Raw genomic sequence first — 21,768 nt, 5'->3', positions numbered from 1 at the left:
CTGGACGAGCGACGACAGGGAGGTCGGTCATGGCTGTCACCGATGAGGCGATCGAGAAGATCAAGGGCATGATCGTCTCCGGCGCGCTGCGCCCCGGCGACCGGCTGCCGAAGGAGAGCGAGCTCGCTGCGGACCTCGGGTTGTCGCGCAACTCCCTGCGGGAGGCCGTGCGGGCGTTGTCGCTGATCCGGATCCTGGACGTGCGGCAGGGCGACGGCACCTACGTCACGAGCCTCGACCCGCAGTTGCTGCTGGAGGCGCTGAGCTTCGTCGTGGACTTCCACCGCGACGACACGGTCCTGGAGTTCCTGGCCGTGCGCCGCATACTGGAGCCGGCGGCGACGGCGATGGCCGCCTCCCGCATCAGCGAGCAGCAGCTGGACGCGCTCAACGCCCAGCTGGACAAGCTGGGCTCCAACCCGTCGGTGGAGGAACTCGTCGCCGGCGACCTGGAGTTCCACCGGGGCATCGTGCAGAGCGCCGGCAACTCGGTGCTGTGCTCGCTCCTCGACGGGCTGTCCGGGCCGACCACCCGGGCCCGGATCTGGCGCGGTCTGACCCAGGAGGACGCGGTCACCGGGACCCTGCGCGAACACCGGGCGATCCTGGCGGCCCTGCGCGACCGGGACGCGGAGGCGGCGCGCTCCTGGGCGACCGTGCACATCGCGAGTGTGGAGCAGTGGCTGCGCTCGACGCTGTGAGCGCTTCCCCGGTGTGTTCGGGGCTCCCGATCGGGGCAGTGATCCGAGCACCGTCCCGCACAAGGGGGCTGCGGGCGCCCCCGCCGCACGCCGTAAGGTTGGGTGGTCAAGCGAGGGCACGTCGGAAGGAGGCACTGGGTGATCGAGCTCGAGGGGGTTCCCGAGCTGATCGACCCGGTCATGGTGGCCGCGTTCGAGGGCTGGAACGATGCCGGCGACGCCGCCTCCACCGCGGTCGCGCATCTGGAGAGGGAGTGGAAGGGTGAGGTGTTCGCGGCGCTGGACGCCGAGGACTACTACGACTTCCAGGTGAACCGCCCCACCGTGTTCATGGACGCCGGCGTGCGCAAGATCACCTGGCCGACGACCCGGTTGTCGGTGGTGAGAGTCGGCGGCGAGAAACCGCGCGACCTGGTGCTGGTGCGCGGTATCGAACCGTCCATGCGCTGGCGCTCGTTCTGCAACGAGCTCCTCGGCTTCGCGCACGAGCTCGGGGTGGAGCTGGTGGTGATCCTGGGCGCGCTGCTCGGCGACACCCCGCACACCCGTCCGGTCCCGATCAGCGGGACCACGTCCGATTCGGACCTGGCGCAGCGGATGGACCTGGAGGAGACCAAGTACGAGGGCCCCACGGGCATCGTCGGCGTCCTTCAGGAGGCGTGCACGCACGCGGGCGTGCCCGCGGTGTCGCTGTGGGCCGCCGTCCCCCACTACGTCTCGCAGCCGCCGAACCCGAAGGCGACGCTGGCCCTCCTCAACCGCCTGGAGGACCTGATCGAGGTGCGCATCCCGCTGGGCGAGCTGCCCGAGGACGCGCGGGCCTGGCAGGTGGGCGTGGACCAGCTGGCCGCCGAGGACAGCGAGGTCGCCGAGTACGTCCAGACGCTGGAGGAGGCCCGCGACACCGCGGAGCTGCCGGAGGCGTCGGGTGAGGCGATCGCCCGCGAGTTCGAGCGGTACCTGCGGCGCCGGGACGGCGGCAGCCCCGGCGGGCACGCCACGGCGGACGGCGGCGAGAGCCCGCCGTACAAGCGGGACAGTCCCGGGGAGCGCGCCTGGCCGCCGAAGCCTCCGAAGCCGAGTGCGGACACGGGTGACGAGGAATCGTCGGAGGAGTGAACCGGGGCCGGTGAGCATTGGGGCGGTGCGTATCGGCGCACCGCCCCCTCGCGTCCGCCCGGCCGTGCGCCGGGTCAGACCTGTCGCACCGCCACCGCGTCGTACTCGGTGTCCGGTTGCGGCTGTTCGACGTCGAAGCGCGCGTTGGGCAGGTACACGCGGCGGCCCCAGGCCGCGGCCGTCGTGGGGATGCGGAAGCGCGGGTCGGTGATGCGGGTGATCGCGGTGCCCCGGGTGCCGGAGGCGTTCAGCCGGAACACGTCGATCGCGTTCTGCGCCTGCTGGACCGCGTAGAGGGTGCGGCCGAGCAGCAGCAGTCCGTCGCCGTTCGGAAGCCTGGCCGTGCCGAGGTCGACGGCGCGGGCGGCGCCGGTGCGCGGGTCCACGCGCATCAGGCCGCCGCCGTCGGCGACGGTGTTGACCACGAGCAGCGCGCTGCCGTCGGGCGTGCGCTCGATGCCGTTGGCGGTGAAACCGTCGCCCTGGACCCAGTCGCCGCCGAGCGGCACGGTCTCCACGTCGCGGGGCGCCCCGCGCCGGCCGAGGACCAGCTTGTAGAGCACTGCCTTGTAGGTGTCGGTGAACCAGGCCGCTCCCGGCGTGAGGACGACGTCGTTCACGAAGGTGCCGCCGACGGCGTAGACCTTCTCGATCCCTCCGGTGCGGCCGTCGGCCGTGCGCAGTTCGCCGCTGTCCCCTCCGCTGAGGAAGAGCCTGCCGTACGGGTCCACCTTGAGCCCGACGGTGGGGTGCCCGGCGCCGAGGCCCGTGCTGAGGACGGTGCCGCGGCCGGTGGCGAGGTCCGCCCGGTAGATGTCGCCGTGGGCGAGCGAGCCGAAGTAGGCGTACGGCCGGGAGCCGATGGTGATGCCCTCGGGCTGCCAGCCGGCGGGCAGCGGGAAGGCCGCCGGCCACGTCGGCTTCTCGGCCGCGTGTGCGGTACCGCCGAGGAGGGCCGCTCCCGAGAGGGCGGCGGTCGCCGTCAGGAGTCTTCGGCGTGCGAGGGGGTGGGCGGAGGATGGTGCGAAGGAACGGTGCGCGGGTGTCACTGTGCGTCCTTCCGCGAGGGGTCGGCACGGGCCGACCGAGGCGTCGACTGACGCCCCACCCCATCACGGGGCCGCCCTCTCCACAGGATCACTTCCGGGCGGATCGCCCGCGTGACCGAGGGGCGGTCCCCGTAAAGGGAACCGCCCCTCGCGTGCGAGCCGGCCGTGCCTACAGGGCCACGCCCAGCAGGGCGTCCACCGCCCGCGAGACGACGCCGGGGGCGCCGGTGTCGTCGCCGCCCTGATCGTCCTGGAGGGCGACCCAGCGGTCCACGGCGGCCAGGGCGCCGGGAGCGTCGAGATCGTCGGCGAGGGCGCCGCGGATCTCCTCGACGAGGGCCTCGGCGGGCGGCCCGTCGGGCCGGGAGACGGCCGCCCGCCACCGTCCGAGCCGGGCCACCGCGTCCTGGAGCACCTGGTCGGTCCACTCCCAGTCGGAGCGGTAGTGGTGGGCGAGGAGGGCGAGCCGGACAGCGGCGGGGTCGACGCCCTCGCGCCGCAGCTGGGACACGAAGACGAGGTTGCCCTTGGACTTGGACATCTTCTCGCCGTCGAGGGCGACCATGCCGGCGTGGACGTACGCCTTGGCCATGGGGAACTCGCCGGTCAGGGCCTGCGCGTGGGAGGCGCCCATCTCGTGGTGCGGGAAGGCGAGGTCGGAGCCGCCGCCCTGGATGTCGAAGCCCATGCCGAGGTGGTCGAGGGCGATGGCGACGCACTCGATGTGCCAGCCGGGGCGGCCGCGGCCGAGCGAGCCGCCGTCCCAGCTGGGCTCGCCCTCACGGGCGGCCATCCAGAGCATGGGGTCGAGCGGGTTCTTCTTGCCGGGGCGGTCGGGGTCGCCGCCGCGTTCGGCGGACAGCAGCCGCATGGCGGCGGCGTCCAGGTTCGAGACCTTGCCGAAGTGCGGGTCGGACTCCACGGAGAAGTAGACATCGCCCTCGAGGTCGTAGGCGGCACCGGCGTCCCGCAGGCGCTCGACGAGCGGGACGATGCCCGGTATCGCCTCGACGGCGCCGATGTAGTGCTGCGGCGGGAGCATCCGCAGGGCGATCATGTCCTCGCGGAAGAGAGCCGTCTCCTTCTCGGCGAGGGCGACCCAGTCGACGCCGTCGCGCTGCGCCCGCTCCAGCAGCGGATCGTCGACGTCGGTGACGTTCTGGACGTAGTGGACCTGCCGCTTGGTGTCGAGCCACACGCGCTGCACCAGGTCGAACGCGTTGTACGTCGCCGCGTGTCCGATGTGGGTGGCGTCGTACGGGGTGATGCCGCAGACGTAGAGTCGGGCGACGGGACCGGGGTCGAGAGTCACCGAACCGCCGGTCGCGGTGTCGTGGATCCTCAGGTCGCGGCCCTGACCAGGCAGGGCGGGGACCTCGGAAGCGGGCCAGGCATGCATGCCTTGAGCCTAACCGGAGAGAACTTCCGCATACGAACCGGAGCAGGCCGTATGGCCAATTAGGCGCTCTTGCGCGAACGTCCGGAATGTGCGTCCCCCCGTGAGCCTGTCACACCGGCGGCCACGGGATCGCCGGCCACTCACCGCTCGGCTCCGGATGCCGGCCGGACTCCAGCAGGGCGTCGACCCGCGCGCGGGTGGCGTCGAGTTCCGCCGGGGTGATGAGGCCGGCCAGGCGGGTCGCCAGTGCCGCGCCGTCCTCCAGGGCCGTCTTCAGCCCCTTGAGGGTCTCCACCGCCTCCCCCGTCAGAGGCTCCCCCGCCCAGCCCCACAGCAGCGTCCGCAGCTTGTTCTCGGCGTTGAAGGTGACACCGTGATCGATGCCGTAGAGGTGGCCCTGCGGGGTGGGGAGCAGATGGCCGCCCTTGCGATCGGCGTTGTTGATCACCGCGTCGAGGACGGCGAGGCGGCGCAGCCGGTCGTCGTCGGCGTGCACGAGCAGGGCGGTTCCGCCCTCGCCGACCTCCGCGAAGCCGATCGCCTTCCAGCCGGGCTCGGGCTGCTCCGTGTCCACCAGGGCGAGCAGCTCGGCCTCGGTCGTCGCCTCGATCCACAGCTGGCACATGCCCTCGCCGTACGGGCCGTCGCGCAGCACGGTCGGCGGCACGAGTCCCCAGCCGGTAGCCTCGGAGACCTCGTACGCGGCGACCTCCCGCTGGGCGAGCGTCCCGTCGGGGAAGTCCCACAGCGGCCGCTCCCCGGCGACCGGCTTGTAGACGCAGGTCGCCTCCCGGCCCTCATGGCTCACCGTGCAGTACAGCGCGGCGTTGGAGGCGTCACGAATGCGGCCGCGCACGGTCAGCTCGCCCCGCGCGAGCAGCTCGGCGGGCCGGCCGTCCGCCGTCACGCTCCGCGGCGGTATCCGTTCTGGCGCGGACATACGTGTCCCTCCGGGTCGAGCGGCAGACTGCACAGCGGGCAGGGCGGCCGGCCGGCGTTGACGACGTCCAGGGCGCGCTTGGCGAAGGCCCGGGCCTGGGATCCGGTGAGCCGGACCCGCAGCATCGGAGGCCCGTTCTCCTCGTCCTGCAGGAGCCGCTCCTCGGCCTCGGCGAGGTCCTCCTCGGAGTCGGCGTCGAGTTCGACGAGGGCCTGGGCCTCGACGATCATGCGCTGTTCCTCGCCGTCCCAGGCGAGGGCCATGGTGCCGACCCGGAACTCCTCCTCGACAGGGGTGTCGAGCGGTTCCGTGTCGGCGACCTCGGTGGGTGCCACGGCGGGCACGGCGGCGCTGCCGCCACTGCGGCGTACGACCTCGTCCAGCAGCTCGTCCATGCGCTCGGCGAGCGCGGCGACCTGGGTCTTCTCCAGCGCCACGCTGGTCACCCGGGCGCCGGCGGTGGCCTGGAGGAAGAAGGTACGGCGCCCGGGCAGTCCGACCGTACCGGCCACGAAACGGTCCGGTGGGTCGTAGAGGAACACCTGACGGGACACGTCCTGTCTCCATGGGAATCGTTGGTCGGCATCGGCATCGGGAGCGACTGGCCGCGGGGCCGCGTTCGGGTGCGTCGCTGTCGCGACCGCTTCACCCTACTGCGGCCGACGATCACGGTGCGCCCGCACCGCCCCCTACTGGTGCGTCGCCGGAAGGGGGCTCCTCGCGCGGCACCAGGGAGGCGAAGTCTCCGGTGTCCCCGAGGCGCACCACGAAGGGCCTCAGCCGGGTGTAACGGATCGCCGTGATGGAACACGGTTCGACGGAGATCCGCTGGAAGAGGTCGAGATGAAGTCCAAGTGCGTCCGCCACGAGCGACTTGACGATGTCGCCGTGCGAACACATCAGGTACACGGCGTCGGGGCCGTGATCGCGCTCCACGCGCGCGTTCCACTCGCGTACCGCCTCGGCGGCCCGGGTCTGCATGGCCCGCATGGACTCGCCACCGGGGAAGGCGGCGGCGGACGGGTGCGCCTGGACGACCTCCATCAGCGGCTCGTCCATGAGCTCGGCGAGCTTGCGTCCGGACCAGTCGCCGTACTGGCACTCCCCGATCCGGTCGTCGGTGTGCGCGCGCAGTCCGGGCCGGGCGTCCAGGAGGGGCTGGATCGTCTCCTGGCACCGCTGCAGGGGACTGGCGACGACCTCGGCGAGCGGCAGTTCGGCGAGCCGCCCGGGCAGAGCGGCGGCCTGCGCCGCCCCGCGCTCGTCGAGGGCGATACCGGGCGTCCAGCCGGCGAGCACGCCCGAGGTGTTGGCGGTGGAACGTCCATGCCGGACGAGGATCAGCGTGGGCATGCGGACCAGCGTAGGCGCACGAGCGGGGACTGCGGCGGGCGGGCGGGGGAAGGATTCTGTCTGTGATCGTCGACTGCGCCATCTATCGCGACGGGCACCGTGCGCAGGGGCCCGAGGACTTCTCGGACGCCCTGGAGGACGCACGGGCCGGCGGCGGGTTCGTGTGGATCGGGCTGCACGAGCCCAGTGAGGAGGAGTTCGCACACGTCACTCGGGAGTTCGAGCTGCATCCGCTGGCGGTCGAGGACGCCCTGAAGGCCCATCAGCGGCCCAAGCTGGAGGTGTACGACGACTCGCTGTTCCTGGTGCTGAAGCCGGTCGTGTACGAGCCGGAGAGCGATGCCGTCTCCACCGGTGAGGTGATGGTGTTCCTCGGCGACGGTTTCGTGGTGACCGTCCGGCACGGCGAGGGGACGCCCCTGGCGGCGGTACGGCGTCGGCTGGAGCAGGAGCCCGAACTCCTGGCGAAGGGTCCGACGTCGGTGCTGTACGCGCTGAGCGACGCCTCCGTCGACCACTACCTGGAGGTGGCGGGCGAGTTGCAGACGGACTTGGAGGAGCTGGAGACAGAGGTGTTCTCGCCGGACAGTGGCGGCTCCCGGCACACCGCGTCCCGGATCTACACCTTCAAGCGGCAGGTCCTTGAGTTCCGCCGGGCGACGGGCCCGCTGGCGCTGCCCATGTCCCGGCTCGCCGGCACCGGTCCGTTCGGCGGGTCGGTGCCGTTCGTGGACGACAAGGCGCGGCCCTTCTTCCGGGACGTCAGCGACCACCTCACACGCGTGAACGAGTCGGTGGAGGGCCTGGACCGGCTGGTGTCGGACATCCTGTCGGCGCATCTGGCGCAGATGAGCGTGCGCCAGAACGACGACATGCGGAAGATCTCCTCGTGGGCGGCCATGGCGGCGATCCCCACCATGATCGCGGGGATCTACGGCATGAACTTCGAGCACATGCCGGAGCTGCGCTGGGTGTGGTCGTACCCGGTGGTGATCGCGGTGATGGGCGCCCTGGAAGTACTGCTGTACCGGATGTTCAAGCGGCGGGGCTGGCTGTGACGTCAGGCGAACTCGTGGGCGGGGGCCGCCGGGCCGCCGAGGGCGTCGCGGCGCTGGGGCATCTGCAGCGTGACCATGCGCCGCCAGCCCGCGAACCGCTCCCACGCGTACACGGCGTGGATGCCGGCCGCCAGGGCCGCCGACTTGGCCCCGGGCCAGCCGAGGATGCGGCCCATGTGGTCCATGACCGCGAGGCTGACGTCCCGGTAGACGCGGATCTCGGCGAGCGCGCACTCGCGCAGCGTCAGCTGGATGAACCTGCCGTGTCCGGCGGCCGCGAAGCGCAGCAGTTCCTCGTGGGCGTAGGCGAGGTGGTTGTCCTCGTCGTCGGAGATCATCCTGACGGCCCTGCCGACGACCGGGTGGTCCTCGAAGTACTTCCGCAGCATCATCATCTGTTCGGCGGCGCGCTGTTCGGTGACCCGGCTGTGGGACAGGTAGACGATGAGGTCCTGCAGGGTGAGCGGCCGGTCGGCCCTGAGCTTCTCGTGGGCGAGTCCGATGCCGTGCTTCTCCAGGAGCATCGTGTAGTCGGTCTCGTGCGGGACGGGCACGGGAGCGAGACCGCGCTTCCTCAGCAGAGCGTTGAAGATCCGCCCGTGCTTGTCCTCGTCGGCGCCATGGCGGGCGATCTTGGGGGCGAGCGCGCGTTCGCTCTCCGGGACGAGCGCGGCGATCCGGGCGTTCTCCCAGCCGCCCTGGCTCTCCCCACTGGCGGCGATGGAGCAGAAGAGCTGGAAGGACTCGTCGTCGTCGAGGATCTCCTGGAACAGACTCTTGGCCGAAAGCATGTGAGGCACCTCTCCGCAGGACTCCGCAGAACGAGTCAAATACCGCGTGGGGGACGCTGCAACAGCTGTGTCGGACGACTCGGCCAAAAGGAGGACCGCCGCGGTCACGCCAGGGCGTAACCGCGCGCCCCGCGGCGCGTTGCTCTCCGTGACGGCCGTGGCGGGGTGGACCCCGAGCCCCCACCACGGCCGCGGAAAACCTCTGTGGGCCTCGGTTACGCCAGGCCGGCCCGCTCCAGGGCCGCCGCTCCGGCGCGCAGCGAGGCGAGCCGCTCGTCGAGCGTGAAACCCGCCGGGGCGAGGCTGAGGGTGGTGACCCCGGCAGCGGCGTAGGCCTTCATCCGGTCGGCGATGCGGTCCACCGAGCCGAGCAGCGTGGTGCTGTCGATGAGGTCGTGCGGGATGGCGGCCGCGGCACCCTCCTTGTCACCGGAGAGGTACTTTTCCTGGATCTCGGCGGCCTCCCGCTCGTACCCCATGCGCTGGGCGAGCTTGTTGTAGAAGTTCTGCTTGCTGCTGCCCATGCCGCCGACGTAGAGCGCGGTGTAGGGCCGGAAGGTGTCGGCGAGCCGGGCGACGTCCTTGTCGTCGCCGACGGCGAGCGGCAGGGTCGGGCAGACGTCGAACCCGTCGAGGCTCTTGCCGGCCTTCTCGCGTCCGGCCCGCAGGTGCGTGATCGTGGTGTCCTCGAGGTGCTCGGCGGACGGGAAGATGAGCAGCGCGCCGTCGGCGATCTCACCGGTCTGCTCGAGGTTCTTCGGCCCGATGGCGGCGATGTACAGCGGGATGTGCTCGCGCTGCGGGTGCACGGTCAGCTTGATGGGCTTGCCGGGGCCGCCGGGCAGCGGCAGCGTCCAGTGCTCGCCCTCGTAGGACAGCCGCTCCCGCGTCATGGCCTTGCGCACGATCTCGACGTACTCGCGCGTGCGGGACAGCGGCTTGTCGAACTTGACGCCGTACCAGCCCTCGGAGACCTGCGGCCCCGAGACGCCGAGGCCGAGCCGGAAACGGCCGCCGGAGAGCGAGTCGAGGGTCGCCGCGGTCATCGCGGTCATCGCGGGCTGCCGGGCCGGGATCTGGAAGATGGCGGAGCCGACGTCGATCCGCTCGGTCTGCGCGGCGACCCAGCTGAGCACGGTGGCCGCGTCGGACCCGTAGGCCTCGGCGGCCCAGCACACGGCGTACCCGAGCCGGTCCGCCTCCTGGGCCACGGCGAGGTTGTCCGCGTCCATTCCGGCGCCCCAGTAGCCGAGATTGATCCCGAGCTGCATGGCCCATTCCCCTTTTACTGATCAGTAACGTCCCTGTCGCGGAGACCTTAGCGCGGGCGCGGGCAGAGGAGACGGGGATGTGGTGAGGGTCGCGTACCGGGGCGGCGACGGCGAGGTCCGCGCGTCGGCGGGAGGGCGCCCGAAATGCGGCGGGAGCACCGGGAAATCGGTTATCCACAGGCAGCCCACGTCCCAGTTCCGGCCAGTAATGTCGACCGACATGGAGCAGAGGCATCTCGGCCGTACCGGCCTGCGTGTGTCCCGCATCGGGCTCGGCACCCTGACGTGGGGCCGTGACACCGACGAGCACGACGCGGCGGACCTCTTGAAGACGTTCTGGGAAGCGGGCGGGACCCTCGTCGACACGGCGGACGCGTACGGCGACGGAGAGGCCGAGTATCTGCTCGGACGCCTCATAGACGGCCTCGTGCCCCGGCGCGACCTGGTGATCTCCACCAAGGCGGGCAGCGTGCCCGACCCGGAGCGGCGCGTCGACGGTTCACGCGGACATCTGCTCGCGGCGCTCGACGCCTCCCTCGGCCGCCTCGGCACGGACTACGTCGACCTGTGGCACCTGCACGTCTACGACCCCGAGACGCCGCTCGAGGAGAGCCTCCAGGCCCTCGACCTGGCGGTCTCCAGCGGCCGGGCGCGCTATGCGGCCGTCTCCAACGTCTCCGGCTGGCAGCTCGCCAAGGCGGCGACCTGGCAGCTCGCGGCACCGGGGGTACGGACGCGGCTGGCGGGGACGCAGATGGAGTACTCGCTGTTGCAGCGCGGGGTGGAGCGTGAGGTGCTGCCGGCCGCGCTGGACCTGGGCGTCGGGCTGCTGCCCTCCTCGCCGCTGGGCCGCGGGGTCCTCACCGGCAAGTACCGCACCGCCACGCCGCCGGACTCCCGCGGTGCGTCGGAGCACTTCGCGCCGTTCGTCGCGCCCTACCTCGACGACACCGCGAGCCGGATCGTGGACGCGGTGACGACGGCGGCGGACGGGCTCGCGGTGACGCCGCTCCACGTGGCGCTCGCCTGGATCCGCGACCGTCCCGGAGTGGCGGCGCCGGTCATCGGCGCGCGCAACGCGCAGCAGCTGACGGCGGCGTTGTCAGTGGAGGCCCTTAATCTTCCTGACGAGATCTGCCGGGCGCTCGACGACGTGTCGGCGCCCGTGCACCGCTATCCCGATCACGACTGGAGCACGCTGTGAGCACGGAGCCGGAGACCACGGAGAACACCGACCCGGGGCCCCCGGACACGGACGGCTCCGCCGACGCCGGCCCGCAGGAGAGCTCGGCGACGGGCGAGGACGCGGGCACGGGTGCCGGAGGCGGTCCGGCCGGGGGCGCCACTGAGGAGGCAGGCCAGGAGGCCGGGGATTCGGCCGGGGCCGACCGCTCGGAGCCGGGCGCCGCCGAGGGCACGAGCGCGGAGGGCGAAACCGGCGCTCAGCTGTCCGAGGGCGAGGCCGAGTTGGCTGCGCAGCGGGTGGAGCGGGAGCGGATCGCGCGGCGGAAGGCGGAGAAGAAGGAGTCGATCGACAGCGGCGGCAAGTTGAGCGGAAAGGCCGCCGACCTGCTCGCGGCGGTGCGGGCCGTGGAGAGCGGGACCAAGCCCGTGGCCCCCGTCTTCGCCGAGCCGGAGCCGGCCCCGCGCCGTCACGCCCCGGAGCCCGTACGGCGTCCGCAGCCCCTGCCCGTCCCGGCCGCCGAGGTGACGTCGGCTCCGGCCCCGGAGACAGTCGAGGCCGTCCGCAGCGTGCTGGTCGGCGGCGGTGCGCCGGAAGCGCTGGCCCCGCAGGTCACCGCGGTGCTCGGTGAGGGCGCGCAGGACGTCCTGCGCGCGGACCCGTGGCAGCTGCTGCGGGTCGGCGGGGTGCGGCCCGAGCAGGCCGACGGCTTCGCGCGGGCGCTGCTCGGCGCGGAGTGCGGCCCGGACGACGAACGGCGTGGCCGGGCCGTCATCGTCTGGCTCCTGGAGCAGGCGGCGCTGGCCGGACACACCGCCCTGGAGCTGCCGGCGCTCACCGCCGCCCTGGCCCAGCGGGGTGTACCCGACCCGGACGCGGCCGTGCAGGACGCGATCGCCGAGGGCGAGGCGCTGGTCTTCCAGGACGCGCTGGAGGAGCCGGGGGCACCCGCACCTGCCCGGCAGCAGGAGGGCGCGGAGGAGGACGACCAGGAGGAAGGCGCCCGGCCGGTGCGTGTCCTCGTCGGCCTGGAGCAGTACGCGCTCGCCGAGGAGAGCCTCGCCGACGGTCTGGCCCGCCTGGTCAACTCCCTGGCCACAGAGGCCTCGACGCCATGGGAGTCGGCCGTCGGGTCGGCCTCGGGCAGCGCGGCGGAGCTGATCCGCGCCGTCGCCGGGCACGGCCTCGTGCTGCACACCGGCGGCGAGGCGGCCCGCGCGGAGCCGGCGGCGCTGGTCGCCGCGGCGAGCGCCTTGGGCCTGCGTGCCGTGGCGGCCTGCCACACCCCGGACGGAAGCCGCCGGTTCGCGGACCTGCTCGGGACCGGCGACGACGGCCACCCCGCCGTCGTGACCGTCTCCGGGCTCCTCTCGGGCGCGGAAGGCCCCGGCCGGGACGCCGAGGGGGCGCTGGCTCTCGACCTCCTGGTGGTGCTGGACGCGCCGCAGCTGGACGTGGAGAGCGCAGCGATGGTCGTGGAGTCGCTGCCGGACGGGGCCCGTCTGCTGCTGAGCGGCGACCCGGCGGTGTTGTGGTCGGCCGGTCCGGGGCGGGTCTTCGCCGACCTGCTCGCCGCGCGGGTGTGCCCGCAGGTCGCCTCGCGCACTCCGGACCCGGGTCCGCTCGGCGAACTCGTCTCGGGGGTCGGCGTGGGTGAGCTGAACCAGGTCGACGCCCCCGGCAAGGAGATCGTGATCGTGCCGGTGCGGGACCCTGGCGAGGCCGTGCACCGCACGGTGCAGCTCGTCGCGGACTCGGTGCCCCGGGCGCTCGGCGTCCCGCCCGAGCAGACGGTGGTGATCACCCCGGGCCACGGCGGCGCGGCCGGGAGCCGCGCGCTGAACGCCGCCCTCAAGGAACGGCTCAATCCCGGCCCCGGCCGCTTCGGTGGCTTCGACCCCGGCGACCGGATCGCCTACTCCCCCGCGCCCGGACGGACGCTGCCGGGCCAGGTGGTGAAGGCCGACACCGACGGGCTGCACCTGTCCTGCGCGGGCGCCCCCGTGGTCGTACCGAGGGAACGGGTGGAGCACTCCGTGCGGCACGGGTGGGCGCTGACCGCGCACCAGGCGGTGGGCAACCGGTGGCCCGCGGCGGTCGTGGTCCTTCCCGGCGACGCGGCAGCGGCGCTCAACCGCCCCTGGGTGTACACGGCGTTCGCCCGGGCTGAGCGCCACCTGTCCGTCGTCCACGGTGTGGAACAGGCCCTCCCGAGGGCCGTGGCCGAGGTCCCGGCGAAGCCTCGCACGACCCGCCTGCCCGTCCTGCTGGGGACCCAGGTACCGGCGGCCGGCTGAGGCCGCGACCAGCCCACCTGGGAGGGCAACGGCGGCGGTACGGAGAGCAGGGCTCCCGTACCGCCGCCGTTGCCGTCGTACTGCCGTCGTCCTGCCGTCGCGGGTTTCCGATGTGCGCCCCGCGCCGGCGGTCAGCGCTAGCGGTCCGCGCTAGCGGTCCGCGTCCAGGGGTTCCAGGTCCTCGTCTTCGTCCAGCTCGGCGTCCAGGTCCGGATCGAGGTCATCCTCGACGTCGTCGTCGAGCTCGTCGTCGAAGACGGCGCTGACGTCGAAGCGGCAGACCACCTGCTGCGGGTCGACCTGGTCGAACGGCGCCTCCAGCCACTCACCGGGGTCGCTCGGCTCCTCCGCGGCCGTCACCCAGAGCGTCGAGTCGCCCTCCTCCAGGCCGAACTCCTTGTGCCGGGAGGCGATCTCGTCCGGCTCGAACTCACCGAACAGGATGCCCAGCGCGCCGTGCACCGTGCCGGCGGCCTCCGCGCCCCTGCCCTCGCCGTCCGCCGCCTCGATCCGCTGCGCCTGGGCCAGCAGCCGCTGCGGCTCCGCCACGGAGTAGTCGCGGCGGATCAGCACGCTCAGCGCGTTCGGTTCCTCGGGGCCCGTGTACGGCGGCAGCGAGTCCTCCGCACCGGGGATCTCGAACGGGGTGACCTCGTCGTAGCGGTCGTAGAGCAGTTCGTCGTACACCTCTGCGGCCGCGGCCAGCTGGTTGAACGCCTCGTAGACGGCCGGGTCGTCCTCCCCCGACCGGCTTTCGACCGCCGCCAGGTGACGGTCGAGCGCGGTCTTGACCCGCTCGGCGGCGGCGCGTACCTCGGCAGCGGTGGGCTGCGCAGCATCAGACATAGTGCAGACGCTATCCGTACCGGGCCCCAGCCCGCACAATAGATGCGATGCCGGAATACGAATTTGTCGACGTGTACGTACCGCGCGGGGTCTCCCGCAAGGAGACGGCACGCCTGCTGACCGACCACGCCGAGTACGGAAACTGGGAGTTGTACCGCCTGAGCCTGCTGCGTGACGGCAGCCGCAGGGTGCGGTTGCGCCGCAGGATCATCCGCCAGGTGCGCGCCACCTGGTGAGGTGGGATCGGCGGAAACGGAGCGGGCCCCGGGGTGCCGGGGCCCGCTCCGTTTGCGCACCGACGGGGTGCGCACCCACCGGGTCAGGCCGAGGCCCGGGCCTTGCGGTAGAGGACCGCGCCCGCGAGCAGCGCTCCCGCACCCGCCGGCAGGGCGATGCCGAGCGGCAGCTCGCTGCCGGTCTCCGCGAGCTGTGCGGCGCCGGCCGGTCCGTCGACGGAACGGGTGCCCGGGTGGTTGGCGTGCGAGGAGCCGCCCGGCCGCTCGCCGCCCGGGGCGGTCGGCGTACCCGGCGTGCCGGGCTGCCCGGGGTTGGCCGGCTGAGTCGGGTTGCCGGGCGGAGTGGTCTCGTGACCGCCGCTCGGCGGGGTGTGCCCGCCGCCGTTGGCACAGTCGTCGCCCACGGCCGTGTTGCCGAGCCCGATGACGCTGACGCCGTTGCCGCAGACGTTCGCCGGCACGTCGACCGGCGCTTCGACATGGTTGCCGGAGCCGACGCCGGGCGAACCACCGGTGTGCCCGCCCGCGTGCGAGCCTGAGCCACCGTGACCGCCCGAGCCACCGTGACCGCCCGAGCCACCTTGACCGCCCGAGCCACCGTGGCCGCCATGACCGCCGTGCCCGCCCGAGTCGCCGTACCCGCCGGATCCGCCACCGGTGTTGGCGCACTCGTTGCCCGTCGCCGGGTTCAGGAGCCCGACGGCGTTGACGCTGTTGCCGCAGACGTTCACCGGCGCGTCGACCGGTGCCTGGATGTGGTTGCCCGAGGCCACGCCGGGCGAGCCGCCCGTGTGTCCGCTCGCGTGCGAGCCGCCATGACCACCGTGACCACCGTGACCGCCGTACCCGCCGGAGTCCCCGTATCCGCGCGAAGCGCCGCCACCACCGGTGTTGGCGCACTTGTTGCCCACCGCCGGGTTGAGGAGACCGATGACGTCGACGGTATTGCCGCAGACGTTCACCGGCACGTGCACCGGCGCCTGCACCATGTTGCCGGACGCCACCCCCGGTGAGTTGGTGGCGGAGCCGCTCGCACCCGAGTCGGCGTGGGCGTAACCGCCGGCGGCGGCGAGGACGCCGGTCGCGGCCGCCACCGTCATGAGGCCTTTACGGGTGACCTGTCGCATTGCTCAATCCCTGCCTTCGACCTTGTCTCGAAATTCTTGCCACGAGTCCTTGTCGCGAGTTCTCCGTGCGGGAAATGATCGCGAAAAGACCGGTCGGCCCCGGAGCGCATGGCGCGCGCTCCGGGGCCGACCCAGTGGACGCCCCCCTAGAGGGTCGACGTCACTTGTTGATGCAGACGTTGCCGAAGGCGGGGTTCAGCAGACCGATCACGGAGATCGTGTTGCCGCACACGTTCACCGGGACGTGAACGGGCACCTGAACGACGTTGCCGGAAACGACACCCGGGGAGTGCACGGCGGCACCCTGGGCACCGGAGTCGGCGACGGCCAGGCCCGCGCCGGCGAGAACGAGGCCACCGGTGGCAGCCGCAGCGGCGACGACCTTCTTGATCATTATTCCTCCTTGTAGGCAAAAGCGATCCAGTTCGCTGATCGCATCACCTGTAACGAGGAGGGAGTAATCAGGCTACGAGCTTATGGTCGCATTCACCCTTCTCAGGAACTTCCGCACACGCGCCCGAATACAGAAGTCTCCCGCGTTCTCCCGCGGTCTCCCGCGTTCTCCCACGTGTTCTCAGGACGCGTCGATGAAGCGGTCGAGCACCCGCACGCCGAACTTCAGCCCGTCCACCGGCACCCGCTCGTCGACGCCGTGGAACATGCCGGCGAAGTCCAGCTCCGGCGGCAGCTTCAGCGGCGCGAAGCCGAAGCCCCGGATGCCGAGGTCGTCGAAGGACTTGGCGTCGGTGCCGCCGGAGAGCATGTAGGGAATCGCCTTCGCGGCCGGGTCCTCGGCGAGCAGCGCGGACTGCATGGCGTCCACGAGTGCCCCGTCGAAGGTGGTCTCGACGGCCTTGTCGGCGTGCACGTCCTCCCGTCGCACCTTGGGCCCGAGGATCCGGTCGAGGTCGGCGAGGAACTCCTCCTCGTGCCCGGGCAGGAACCGCCCGTCGACGTGCGCGGTGGCCTCGCCGGGGATGACGTTGACCTTGTAACCGGCGCCCAGCTGGGTGGGGTTGGCCGTGTTGCTCAGTGTCGCGCCGATGAGCTTGGCGATGCCGCCGAGCCTGGCGAGCGTGCCCTCCATGTTCTCGGGGTCGAGTTCGGTGCCGAGCGCGTCGCCGAGTTCGTCGAGGAAGGCCCGGGTGGTCTTGGTGACCCGCACCGGGAAGGTGTGGCGGCCGAGCCGTGCGACGGCCTCCGACAGCTCCGTGATCGCGTTGTCCCGGTGGATCATCGACCCGTGCCCCGCCGTGCCGGCCACGGTGAGCTTCATCCAGTGCATGCCCTTCTCGGCCGTCTGGATCAGGTAGAGCCGCCGCTGCTCGCTCACGGTGAACGAGAACCCACCCACCTCGCTGATCGCCTCGGTGACGCCGTCGAAGAGGTCCCGGTGGTGGTCGACGAGGTACCGGGCGCCGAACTTGCCGCCCGCCTCCTCGTCCGCGAGGAAGGCGAGGACGATGTCGCGCGGGGGCCGGCGCCCGCTGCGCAGCCGGTCGCGGACGACCGCCAGGGTCATCGCGTCCATGTCCTTCATGTCGACGGCCCCCCGGCCCCAGACGCACCCGTCGGCGACCTCGCCCGAGAAGGGGTGGTGGGTCCAGTCGGCCGCGTTGGCCGGTACGACGTCGGTGTGGCCGTGGATGAGCAGCGCGGGCCTGGAGGGGTCCTCGCCCTGGATGCGGGCCACGGTGGAGGCGCGGCCCGGGTGCGACTCGAAGATCTGCGGTTCGAGCCCGACCTCGGCGAGCTTCTCGGCGACGTACTCGGCCGCCTTGCGCTCGCCCGGGCCCGAGTGGTCGCCGTAGTTGCTGGTGTCGATCTGGATCAGCTCGCGGCAGAGGTCCACGACCTCGTCCTCGCCGGTGACGCTCCTGGCCGTGTCCGTCTCGCTCACGCTGCTTCCTCCCACTGTCACTGCTGGTCGGTCCCCCTCATCCTCCCTCTCCTCCCGCCCCGGCCCAAGGCCGGTCCCGGCCCGTCACACGCCGTTCACGCGAGAAGCGGGGGCCGGACGGCCATCCGGGGCGGGACCGGGCTCGGCCCCGGGGGTGATCAGGACGCCATCGAAAGCCTGGTAATGTTTCCTCTGTCGCGGCGGGGAGACCCGCGCGACAGACACCTTGTCCGGGTGGCGGAATGGCAGACGCGCTAGCTTGAGGTGCTAGTGCCCTTTATCGGGCGTGGGGGTTCAAGTCCCCCCTCGGACACACGAGATGAGTGAGGGTCGCGACCACGGGTCGCGGCCCTCACTCGTTTATGTGGGCGATCTCTCGTCGGCACGAAGATCACGCAGGTCAGCGCCGTCCACTCGCTCCACCCCACACCCCCGAACGGCCGTGCCGAGTGGCCGACAGAAGGGGGCGAGCCTAGCGTCGTACTAAAATTTCCGGCTTGTTACGAGGCTGGACCGGACAACCCCAGGCAGACCTGCGGACCCGCCGGCGCCCCGGAGGCTTCCGGGATCGAGACGCGAGGACCCGATGGCAGCCATACACGAGGGCAGTGCTCTCGGCCTGCTCGACGAAGAGATCCGCGAACGGTTCGGTGACCGGGCACGTTTCTCCGGGGGTCCGGCGGCCTCTCCCCGCACGCTGGTCGACGTGTTCGACGCGTCCGTGCGGTCCTACCCGGACGAACTCGCGCTGGACGACGGCACGTCCCGGCTGACGTACCGCGGGCTCGCCGTCGAGGTGGAGCGGCTGCGGCGCCGGCTGGCCGCGGCCGGGGCCGGTCTGGGCGACCGGGTGGGTGTCCGGGTCCCGTCCGGGACGAACGACCTGTACGTGGCGATTCTCGCCGTGCTCGCCGCCGGCGCCGCCTATGTGCCTGTGGACGCCGAGGACCCGGACGAGCGGGCCGAGTTGGTCTTCGGGGAGGCGGACGTGCGGGCCGTCGTCGGCGAGGGGCACGGGATCGCCGCGCACGGCGTCTCAGAGGTGCCCGCCCGGCGGCCCGGCACCGAGCACGACGCGTGGGTGATCTTCACCTCCGGTTCCACCGGGAAGCCCAAGGGTGTCGCCGTGAGCCACCGCAGTGCGGCCGCGTTCGTGGACGCCGAGTCGGCGCTGTTCCTCACCGAGGACCCGATCGGGCCCGGTGACCGGGTCATGGCGGGGCTGTCGGTGGCGTTCGACGCGTCCTGCGAGGAGATGTGGCTGGCGTGGCGGTACGGGGCCTGTCTGGTGCCGGTGCCGCGCGCGCAGGTCAGGAGCGGTGCCGATCTCGGGCCGTGGCTGGTGGAGCAGGAGATCACCGTCGTCTCGACCGTGCCGACACTGGCCGCGCTGTGGGAGCCGGAGGCCCTCAACGACGTACGGCTGCTGATCTTCGGCGGTGAGGCGTGCCCGCCGGAGCTGGCGCAGCGGCTGGTGACGGAGGGGCGGGAGGTCTGGAACACCTACGGACCGACCGAGGCGACCGTGGTGGCGTGTGCGGCGCTGATGACCGGTGCGGAACCGATCCGGATCGGGCTGCCGTTGGACGGCTGGGAGCTGGCCGTGGTCGACGAGGCCGGGGATCCGGTACCGATGGGCGGCAGCGGGCAGTTGGTGATCGGCGGGGTCGGGCTCGCCCGGTACCTGGACGCCGAGAAGGACGCGGAGAAGTACGCGCCGCTGCAGTCGCTGGGCTGGGAGCGCGCGTACCGCAGCGGCGACCTCGTACGCGCCGACGCCGAGGGGCTGGTCTTCCTCGGGCGGGCCGACGAGCAGATCAAGCTGGGCGGGCGCCGCATCGAGCTCGGCGAGGTGGACTCGGCCCTTCAGGCACTGCCCGGCGTCGCGGGCGCGGCCGCCGCCGTACGCACCGCGCGCAGCGGCAACCAGCTCCTCGTCGGCTATGTCGTCACACAGGACGGCTGGGACCACGCGGCGGCCGTGCAGCGGTTGCGCGCCGAGCTGCCCGCCGCCCTGGTCCCGCTGCTCGCGCCGGTGGCCGACCTGCCGACCCGGACCAGCGGCAAGGTGGACCGCAACGCCCTGCCGTGGCCGCTGGAGGGCCTGGAGACCGGCGGGCCGGCCGAGCGGCTCTACGGCACCGAGGCCTGGCTGGCCGAGCAGTGGACGGAAGTGCTCGGCATCCCCGTCACCAGTGCCCAGGACGACTTCTTCGCGATCGGCGGCAGCAGTCTGGCCGCCGCCCAGCTCACCACTCGGCTGCGCACCCGCTACCCGAGCGCCGCCGTCCTCGACATCTACCAGCGGCCGACCCTGCGCAAGCTGGCCCGTCGGCTGCAGGCGTCGGCGCAGGACGACGGCGGCGCGCGGGTGGTCGCCCCGGTGCCGCTGCGCGCCCAGGCGGTGCAACTGCTGCTGCTCGTCCCGCTGTTCACGGTGCTCGGGCTGCGCTGGACGGTGGCGCTGGCCGCGCTCGGCAACCTGCTGCCCGCCTACTCCTGGCTGCCGACCGCGCCGTGGTGGCTCGTCGCCGTGGGGGCCGTCCTCTTCTTCAGCCCGCCGGGACGGCTCGCGCTCGCCGCGGGCGGGGCCCGGTTGCTGCTGAAGGGGGTGCGGCCGGGTACGTACGCCCGGGGCGGTGGTGTCCATCTGCGGCTGTGGACGGCCGAGCGGCTCGCCGAGTTCACCGGGGCGACCTCGCTGACGGGGTCCTGGCTGGAGCGGTACGCGCGGGCGCTGGGTGCCAAGGTCGGCCCTGACGTGGATCTGCACTCGTTGCCGCCGGTCACCGGGATGCTCAAGCTGGGCCGGGGAGCGGCGGTCGAGTCCGAGGTGGATCTGTCGGGGCACTGGCTGGACGGCGACCGGCTGGAGATCGGGCCGGTCAAGGTGGGCGCGCACGCCGTCGTGGGCACCCGCAGCATGCTCTTCCCGGGCGCCCGGGTCGGCAAGCGGGCCGAGGTGGCGCCGGGTTCGGCGGTCACCGGACAGATCCCCACCGGTCAGCGGTGGGCGGGCGCGCCCGCGGTCAAGCTGGGCAGGGCCAAGCGCAACTGGCCGAAGGAGCGGCCGGCGCGGGGCGGGTACTGGCGGGCGATGTACGGCCTGACCGGGTTCGGGCTGACGCTGCTGCCGGTGGTGGCGGGCGCCGCGGCCGTCGCCGTCGCCCTGCTGTTCGTCACCCCGGAGGCGCCGCTGCGGGGCGCCGCGCTCGCGCTGGTGCCGGCGACGCTCGCCTACGGGCTGGTGTACGCCGGGCTGCTGCTGGTCGCCGTGCGGCTGCTGAGCCTGGGGCTGCGAGAGGGGACGTATCCGACGCACGGCAGGACCGGATGGCAGGCGTGGACGGTCACGCAGCTGATGGACCGCTCGCGGGAGACGCTGTTCCCGCTGTACGCGGGGCTGGTCACGCCGGTGTGGCTGCGGCTGCTCGGGATGCGGATCGGCAAGGGCGCGGAGGTGTCGACGGTGCTCGCTCTGCCGAGCCTGACCACGGTGGGCGAGGGGGCCTTCCTCGCCGACGACACGCTGACCGCGCCGTACGAGCTCGGTGGAGGCTGGGTGCGGATCGGGCGGGCGGAGATCGGGCGGCGGGCGTTCCTCGGCAACTCGGGGATGACCGCTCCGGGGCGGTCAGTGCCGGACGGCGGTCTTGTCGGGGTGCTGTCGGCGACGCCGAAGAAGGCGAAGAAGGGCAGCTCCTACCTCGGGCTGCCGCCGGTCAGGCTGCCCCGGCACGCCGCCGACGGCGACGGCAGCCTGACCTACGACCCGCCGGCGCGGCTGCTGTGGGCGCGTGGGCTGGTGGAGCTGTGCCGGCTGGTGCCGGTGTTCTGTTCGGCGGCGCTGGCGGTGCTGACCGTGGCGGCGCTGTGCGCGCTGGGGGGCTGGGCGCCGCTGCTGTCGGGGCTGGTGCTGCTGGCGGCGGGCGGTGCGGCCGCACTGGTGTCGATCGTCGCGAAGTGGCTGCTCGTGGGGCGGCACCGCGCGGGTGAGCATCCGCTGTGGAGCTCCTTCGTGTGGCGCAACGAGCTGGCGGACACCTTCGTCGAGGTGGTGGCGGTGCCATGGCTGGCCGGGGCGGTGCCGGGGACGCCGGTGATGACGGCGTGCCTGCGCGGGCTGGGGGCGCGGATCGGCCGGGGGGTCTGGGTGGAGAGCTACTGGCTGCCCGAGACGGATCTGGTGACCCTGGAGGACGCCGCCACGGTGAACCGGGGGTGTGTGCTGCAGACACACCTCTTCCACGACCGGATCTTGCGTACGGGTACGGTGGTCCTCCGTGAGGGCGCGACGCTGGGCCCTGGCGGCATCGTGCTGCCCGACAGCACGGTGGGGGCCCGTACGACACTGGGTCCCGCGTCGCTCGTCATGGCCGCGGAGTCCGTCCCCGACGACACCCGCTGGCTCGGCAACCCGATCGAGGCATGGCGTCCCTGAGCGCGGGCCACTCGGAACCGGCGGGCGGTGCACCGGTGGGCGGTGGCGAGACGGCGC

18 protein-coding genes and 1 tRNA gene are annotated in these 21,768 nt (G+C 72.6%); 8 read left to right on the top strand and 11 right to left on the bottom strand.

The genetic code is table 11. The annotated features are described in order from the left end of the window. Window positions 1-29: 29 nt before the first annotated feature. Together IG99_RS05790 and IG99_RS05785 are read left to right on the top strand one after the other, a co-directional pair. Window positions 30-701, top strand: coding sequence for a FadR/GntR family transcriptional regulator (locus tag IG99_RS05790; RefSeq protein ID WP_037670503.1), 672 nt, complete (start codon window positions 30-32; stop codon window positions 699-701). A 138-nt stretch (window positions 702-839) separates the two neighbouring features. Next, entirely contained in the window at window positions 840-1,820 is a 981-nt protein-coding gene (locus IG99_RS05785) for a PAC2 family protein (protein ID WP_037670502.1), read from the top strand. A 74-nt stretch (window positions 1,821-1,894) separates the two neighbouring features. Here IG99_RS05785 and IG99_RS05780 read toward each other — a convergent pair whose 3' ends face one another. From IG99_RS05780 to IG99_RS05760, 5 genes are all read right to left on the bottom strand, one after another. Continuing rightward, on the bottom strand, window positions 1,895-2,869 hold the full coding sequence (locus IG99_RS05780) for an SMP-30/gluconolactonase/LRE family protein (RefSeq protein WP_037670501.1): 975 nt from the start codon (window positions 2,867-2,869) through the stop codon (window positions 1,895-1,897). 169 nt (window positions 2,870-3,038) lie between these two features. Continuing rightward, window positions 3,039-4,268, bottom strand: coding sequence for a cysteine--1-D-myo-inosityl 2-amino-2-deoxy-alpha-D-glucopyranoside ligase (gene mshC / locus IG99_RS05775; protein ID WP_037670499.1), 1,230 nt, complete (start codon window positions 4,266-4,268; stop codon window positions 3,039-3,041). A 109-nt stretch (window positions 4,269-4,377) separates the two neighbouring features. Beyond that, window positions 4,378-5,208 carry an SCO1664 family protein gene (locus tag IG99_RS05770; protein ID WP_051864950.1) on the bottom strand — a complete coding sequence of 277 codons (831 nt, stop codon included), beginning with the start codon at window positions 5,206-5,208 and terminating at the stop codon, window positions 4,378-4,380. Next, entirely contained in the window at window positions 5,172-5,762 is a 591-nt protein-coding gene (locus IG99_RS05765) for a DUF3090 domain-containing protein (RefSeq protein WP_037670494.1), read from the bottom strand. The genes IG99_RS05770 and IG99_RS05765 overlap by 37 nt, the downstream gene beginning before the upstream one ends. Before the next feature lie 112 nt (window positions 5,763-5,874). Then, on the bottom strand, window positions 5,875-6,561 hold the full coding sequence (locus IG99_RS05760) for a histidine phosphatase family protein (protein ID WP_037670492.1): 687 nt from the start codon (window positions 6,559-6,561) through the stop codon (window positions 5,875-5,877). 62 nt (window positions 6,562-6,623) lie between these two features. Here IG99_RS05760 and corA point away from each other — a divergent pair, with 62 nt between their 5' ends. Then, entirely contained in the window at window positions 6,624-7,619 is a 996-nt protein-coding gene (gene corA / locus IG99_RS05755) for a magnesium/cobalt transporter CorA (RefSeq protein WP_037670490.1), read from the top strand. A gap of 2 nt (window positions 7,620-7,621) precedes the next feature. On the opposite strand, the gene IG99_RS05750 is transcribed toward corA, so the two are convergent. Then, on the bottom strand, window positions 7,622-8,410 hold the full coding sequence (locus tag IG99_RS05750; protein ID WP_037670489.1) for a hypothetical protein: 789 nt from the start codon (window positions 8,408-8,410) through the stop codon (window positions 7,622-7,624). Between the two features lie 215 nt (window positions 8,411-8,625). After that, window positions 8,626-9,681 (bottom strand): LLM class F420-dependent oxidoreductase, encoded by a 1,056-nt coding sequence (locus IG99_RS05745; RefSeq protein ID WP_037670487.1) that lies wholly within the window; start codon window positions 9,679-9,681, stop codon window positions 8,626-8,628. Window positions 9,682-9,901: 220 nt separating this feature from the next. Here IG99_RS05745 and IG99_RS05740 point away from each other — a divergent pair, with 220 nt between their 5' ends. Together IG99_RS05740 and IG99_RS05735 are read left to right on the top strand one after the other, a co-directional pair. Next, on the top strand, window positions 9,902-10,885 hold the full coding sequence (locus tag IG99_RS05740; RefSeq protein WP_037670485.1) for an aldo/keto reductase: 984 nt from the start codon (window positions 9,902-9,904) through the stop codon (window positions 10,883-10,885). Beyond that, entirely contained in the window at window positions 10,882-13,161 is a 2,280-nt protein-coding gene (locus tag IG99_RS05735) for a helix-hairpin-helix domain-containing protein (RefSeq protein ID WP_037670484.1), read from the top strand. Before IG99_RS05740 ends, IG99_RS05735 begins: the two co-directional genes overlap by 4 nt. A 150-nt stretch (window positions 13,162-13,311) precedes the next feature. On the opposite strand, the gene IG99_RS05730 is transcribed toward IG99_RS05735, so the two are convergent. Next, on the bottom strand, window positions 13,312-14,007 hold the full coding sequence (locus tag IG99_RS05730) for a hypothetical protein (protein ID WP_037670482.1): 696 nt from the start codon (window positions 14,005-14,007) through the stop codon (window positions 13,312-13,314). A gap of 47 nt (window positions 14,008-14,054) precedes the next feature. On the opposite strand from IG99_RS05730, the gene IG99_RS05725 reads away from it, so the two are divergent. Beyond that, entirely contained in the window at window positions 14,055-14,243 is a 189-nt protein-coding gene (locus IG99_RS05725; RefSeq protein WP_037670480.1) for a DUF5703 family protein, read from the top strand. A gap of 83 nt (window positions 14,244-14,326) precedes the next feature. Here IG99_RS05725 and IG99_RS51610 read toward each other — a convergent pair whose 3' ends face one another. The 3 genes from IG99_RS51610 to IG99_RS05710 all read right to left on the bottom strand — a co-directional run bounded on the left by IG99_RS51610 (window position 14,327) and on the right by IG99_RS05710 (window position 17,270). After that, window positions 14,327-15,370, bottom strand: coding sequence for a chaplin (locus tag IG99_RS51610; RefSeq protein ID WP_037670477.1), 1,044 nt, complete (start codon window positions 15,368-15,370; stop codon window positions 14,327-14,329). Window positions 15,371-15,530: 160 nt separating this feature from the next. Then, window positions 15,531-15,764 carry a chaplin ChpH gene (gene chpH / locus IG99_RS05715; protein ID WP_037670475.1) on the bottom strand — a complete coding sequence of 78 codons (234 nt, stop codon included), beginning with the start codon at window positions 15,762-15,764 and terminating at the stop codon, window positions 15,531-15,533. 180 nt (window positions 15,765-15,944) lie between these two features. Then, window positions 15,945-17,270 (bottom strand): M20/M25/M40 family metallo-hydrolase, encoded by a 1,326-nt coding sequence (locus IG99_RS05710; RefSeq protein WP_037670473.1) that lies wholly within the window; start codon window positions 17,268-17,270, stop codon window positions 15,945-15,947. Between the two features lie 228 nt (window positions 17,271-17,498). Between IG99_RS05710 and IG99_RS05705 the strand changes: the two genes are divergently transcribed. Together IG99_RS05705 and IG99_RS05700 are read left to right on the top strand one after the other, a co-directional pair. Then, window positions 17,499-17,583: transfer RNA gene (locus IG99_RS05705), tRNA-Leu, on the top strand. A gap of 273 nt (window positions 17,584-17,856) precedes the next feature. Next, entirely contained in the window at window positions 17,857-21,711 is a 3,855-nt protein-coding gene (locus IG99_RS05700) for a Pls/PosA family non-ribosomal peptide synthetase (RefSeq protein ID WP_037670472.1), read from the top strand. Window positions 21,712-21,768: the final 57 nt, after the last annotated feature.

The sequence above is a fragment of the Streptomyces griseus subsp. griseus genome, from assembly GCF_000720255.1.
Taxonomy (GTDB): Bacteria; Actinomycetota; Actinomycetes; order Streptomycetales; family Streptomycetaceae; genus Streptomyces; species Streptomyces griseus_I.
This window is presented reverse-complemented; position numbering and strand designations above follow the sequence as displayed.

Coding starts and splice junctions, on each gene's coding strand:
- IG99_RS51610 (WP_037670477.1), bottom strand. CDS start 15,370: ATGCGACAGGTCACCCGTAAAGGCCTCATGACGGTGGCGGCCGCGACC.
- mshC (WP_037670499.1), bottom strand. CDS start 4,268: ATGCATGCCTGGCCCGCTTCCGAGGTCCCCGCCCTGCCTGGTCAGGGC.
- IG99_RS05750 (WP_037670489.1), bottom strand. CDS start 8,410: ATGCTTTCGGCCAAGAGTCTGTTCCAGGAGATCCTCGACGACGACGAG.
- IG99_RS05730 (WP_037670482.1), bottom strand. CDS start 14,007: ATGTCTGATGCTGCGCAGCCCACCGCTGCCGAGGTACGCGCCGCCGCC.
- IG99_RS05745 (WP_037670487.1), bottom strand. CDS start 9,681: ATGCAGCTCGGGATCAATCTCGGCTACTGGGGCGCCGGAATGGACGCG.
- IG99_RS05725 (WP_037670480.1), top strand. CDS start 14,055: ATGCCGGAATACGAATTTGTCGACGTGTACGTACCGCGCGGGGTCTCC.
- IG99_RS05700 (WP_037670472.1), top strand. CDS start 17,857: ATGGCAGCCATACACGAGGGCAGTGCTCTCGGCCTGCTCGACGAAGAG.
- chpH (WP_037670475.1), bottom strand. CDS start 15,764: ATGATCAAGAAGGTCGTCGCCGCTGCGGCTGCCACCGGTGGCCTCGTT.
- IG99_RS05770 (WP_051864950.1), bottom strand. CDS start 5,208: ATGTCCGCGCCAGAACGGATACCGCCGCGGAGCGTGACGGCGGACGGC.
- IG99_RS05760 (WP_037670492.1), bottom strand. CDS start 6,561: ATGCCCACGCTGATCCTCGTCCGGCATGGACGTTCCACCGCCAACACC.
- IG99_RS05790 (WP_037670503.1), top strand. CDS start 30: ATGGCTGTCACCGATGAGGCGATCGAGAAGATCAAGGGCATGATCGTC.
- IG99_RS05740 (WP_037670485.1), top strand. CDS start 9,902: ATGGAGCAGAGGCATCTCGGCCGTACCGGCCTGCGTGTGTCCCGCATC.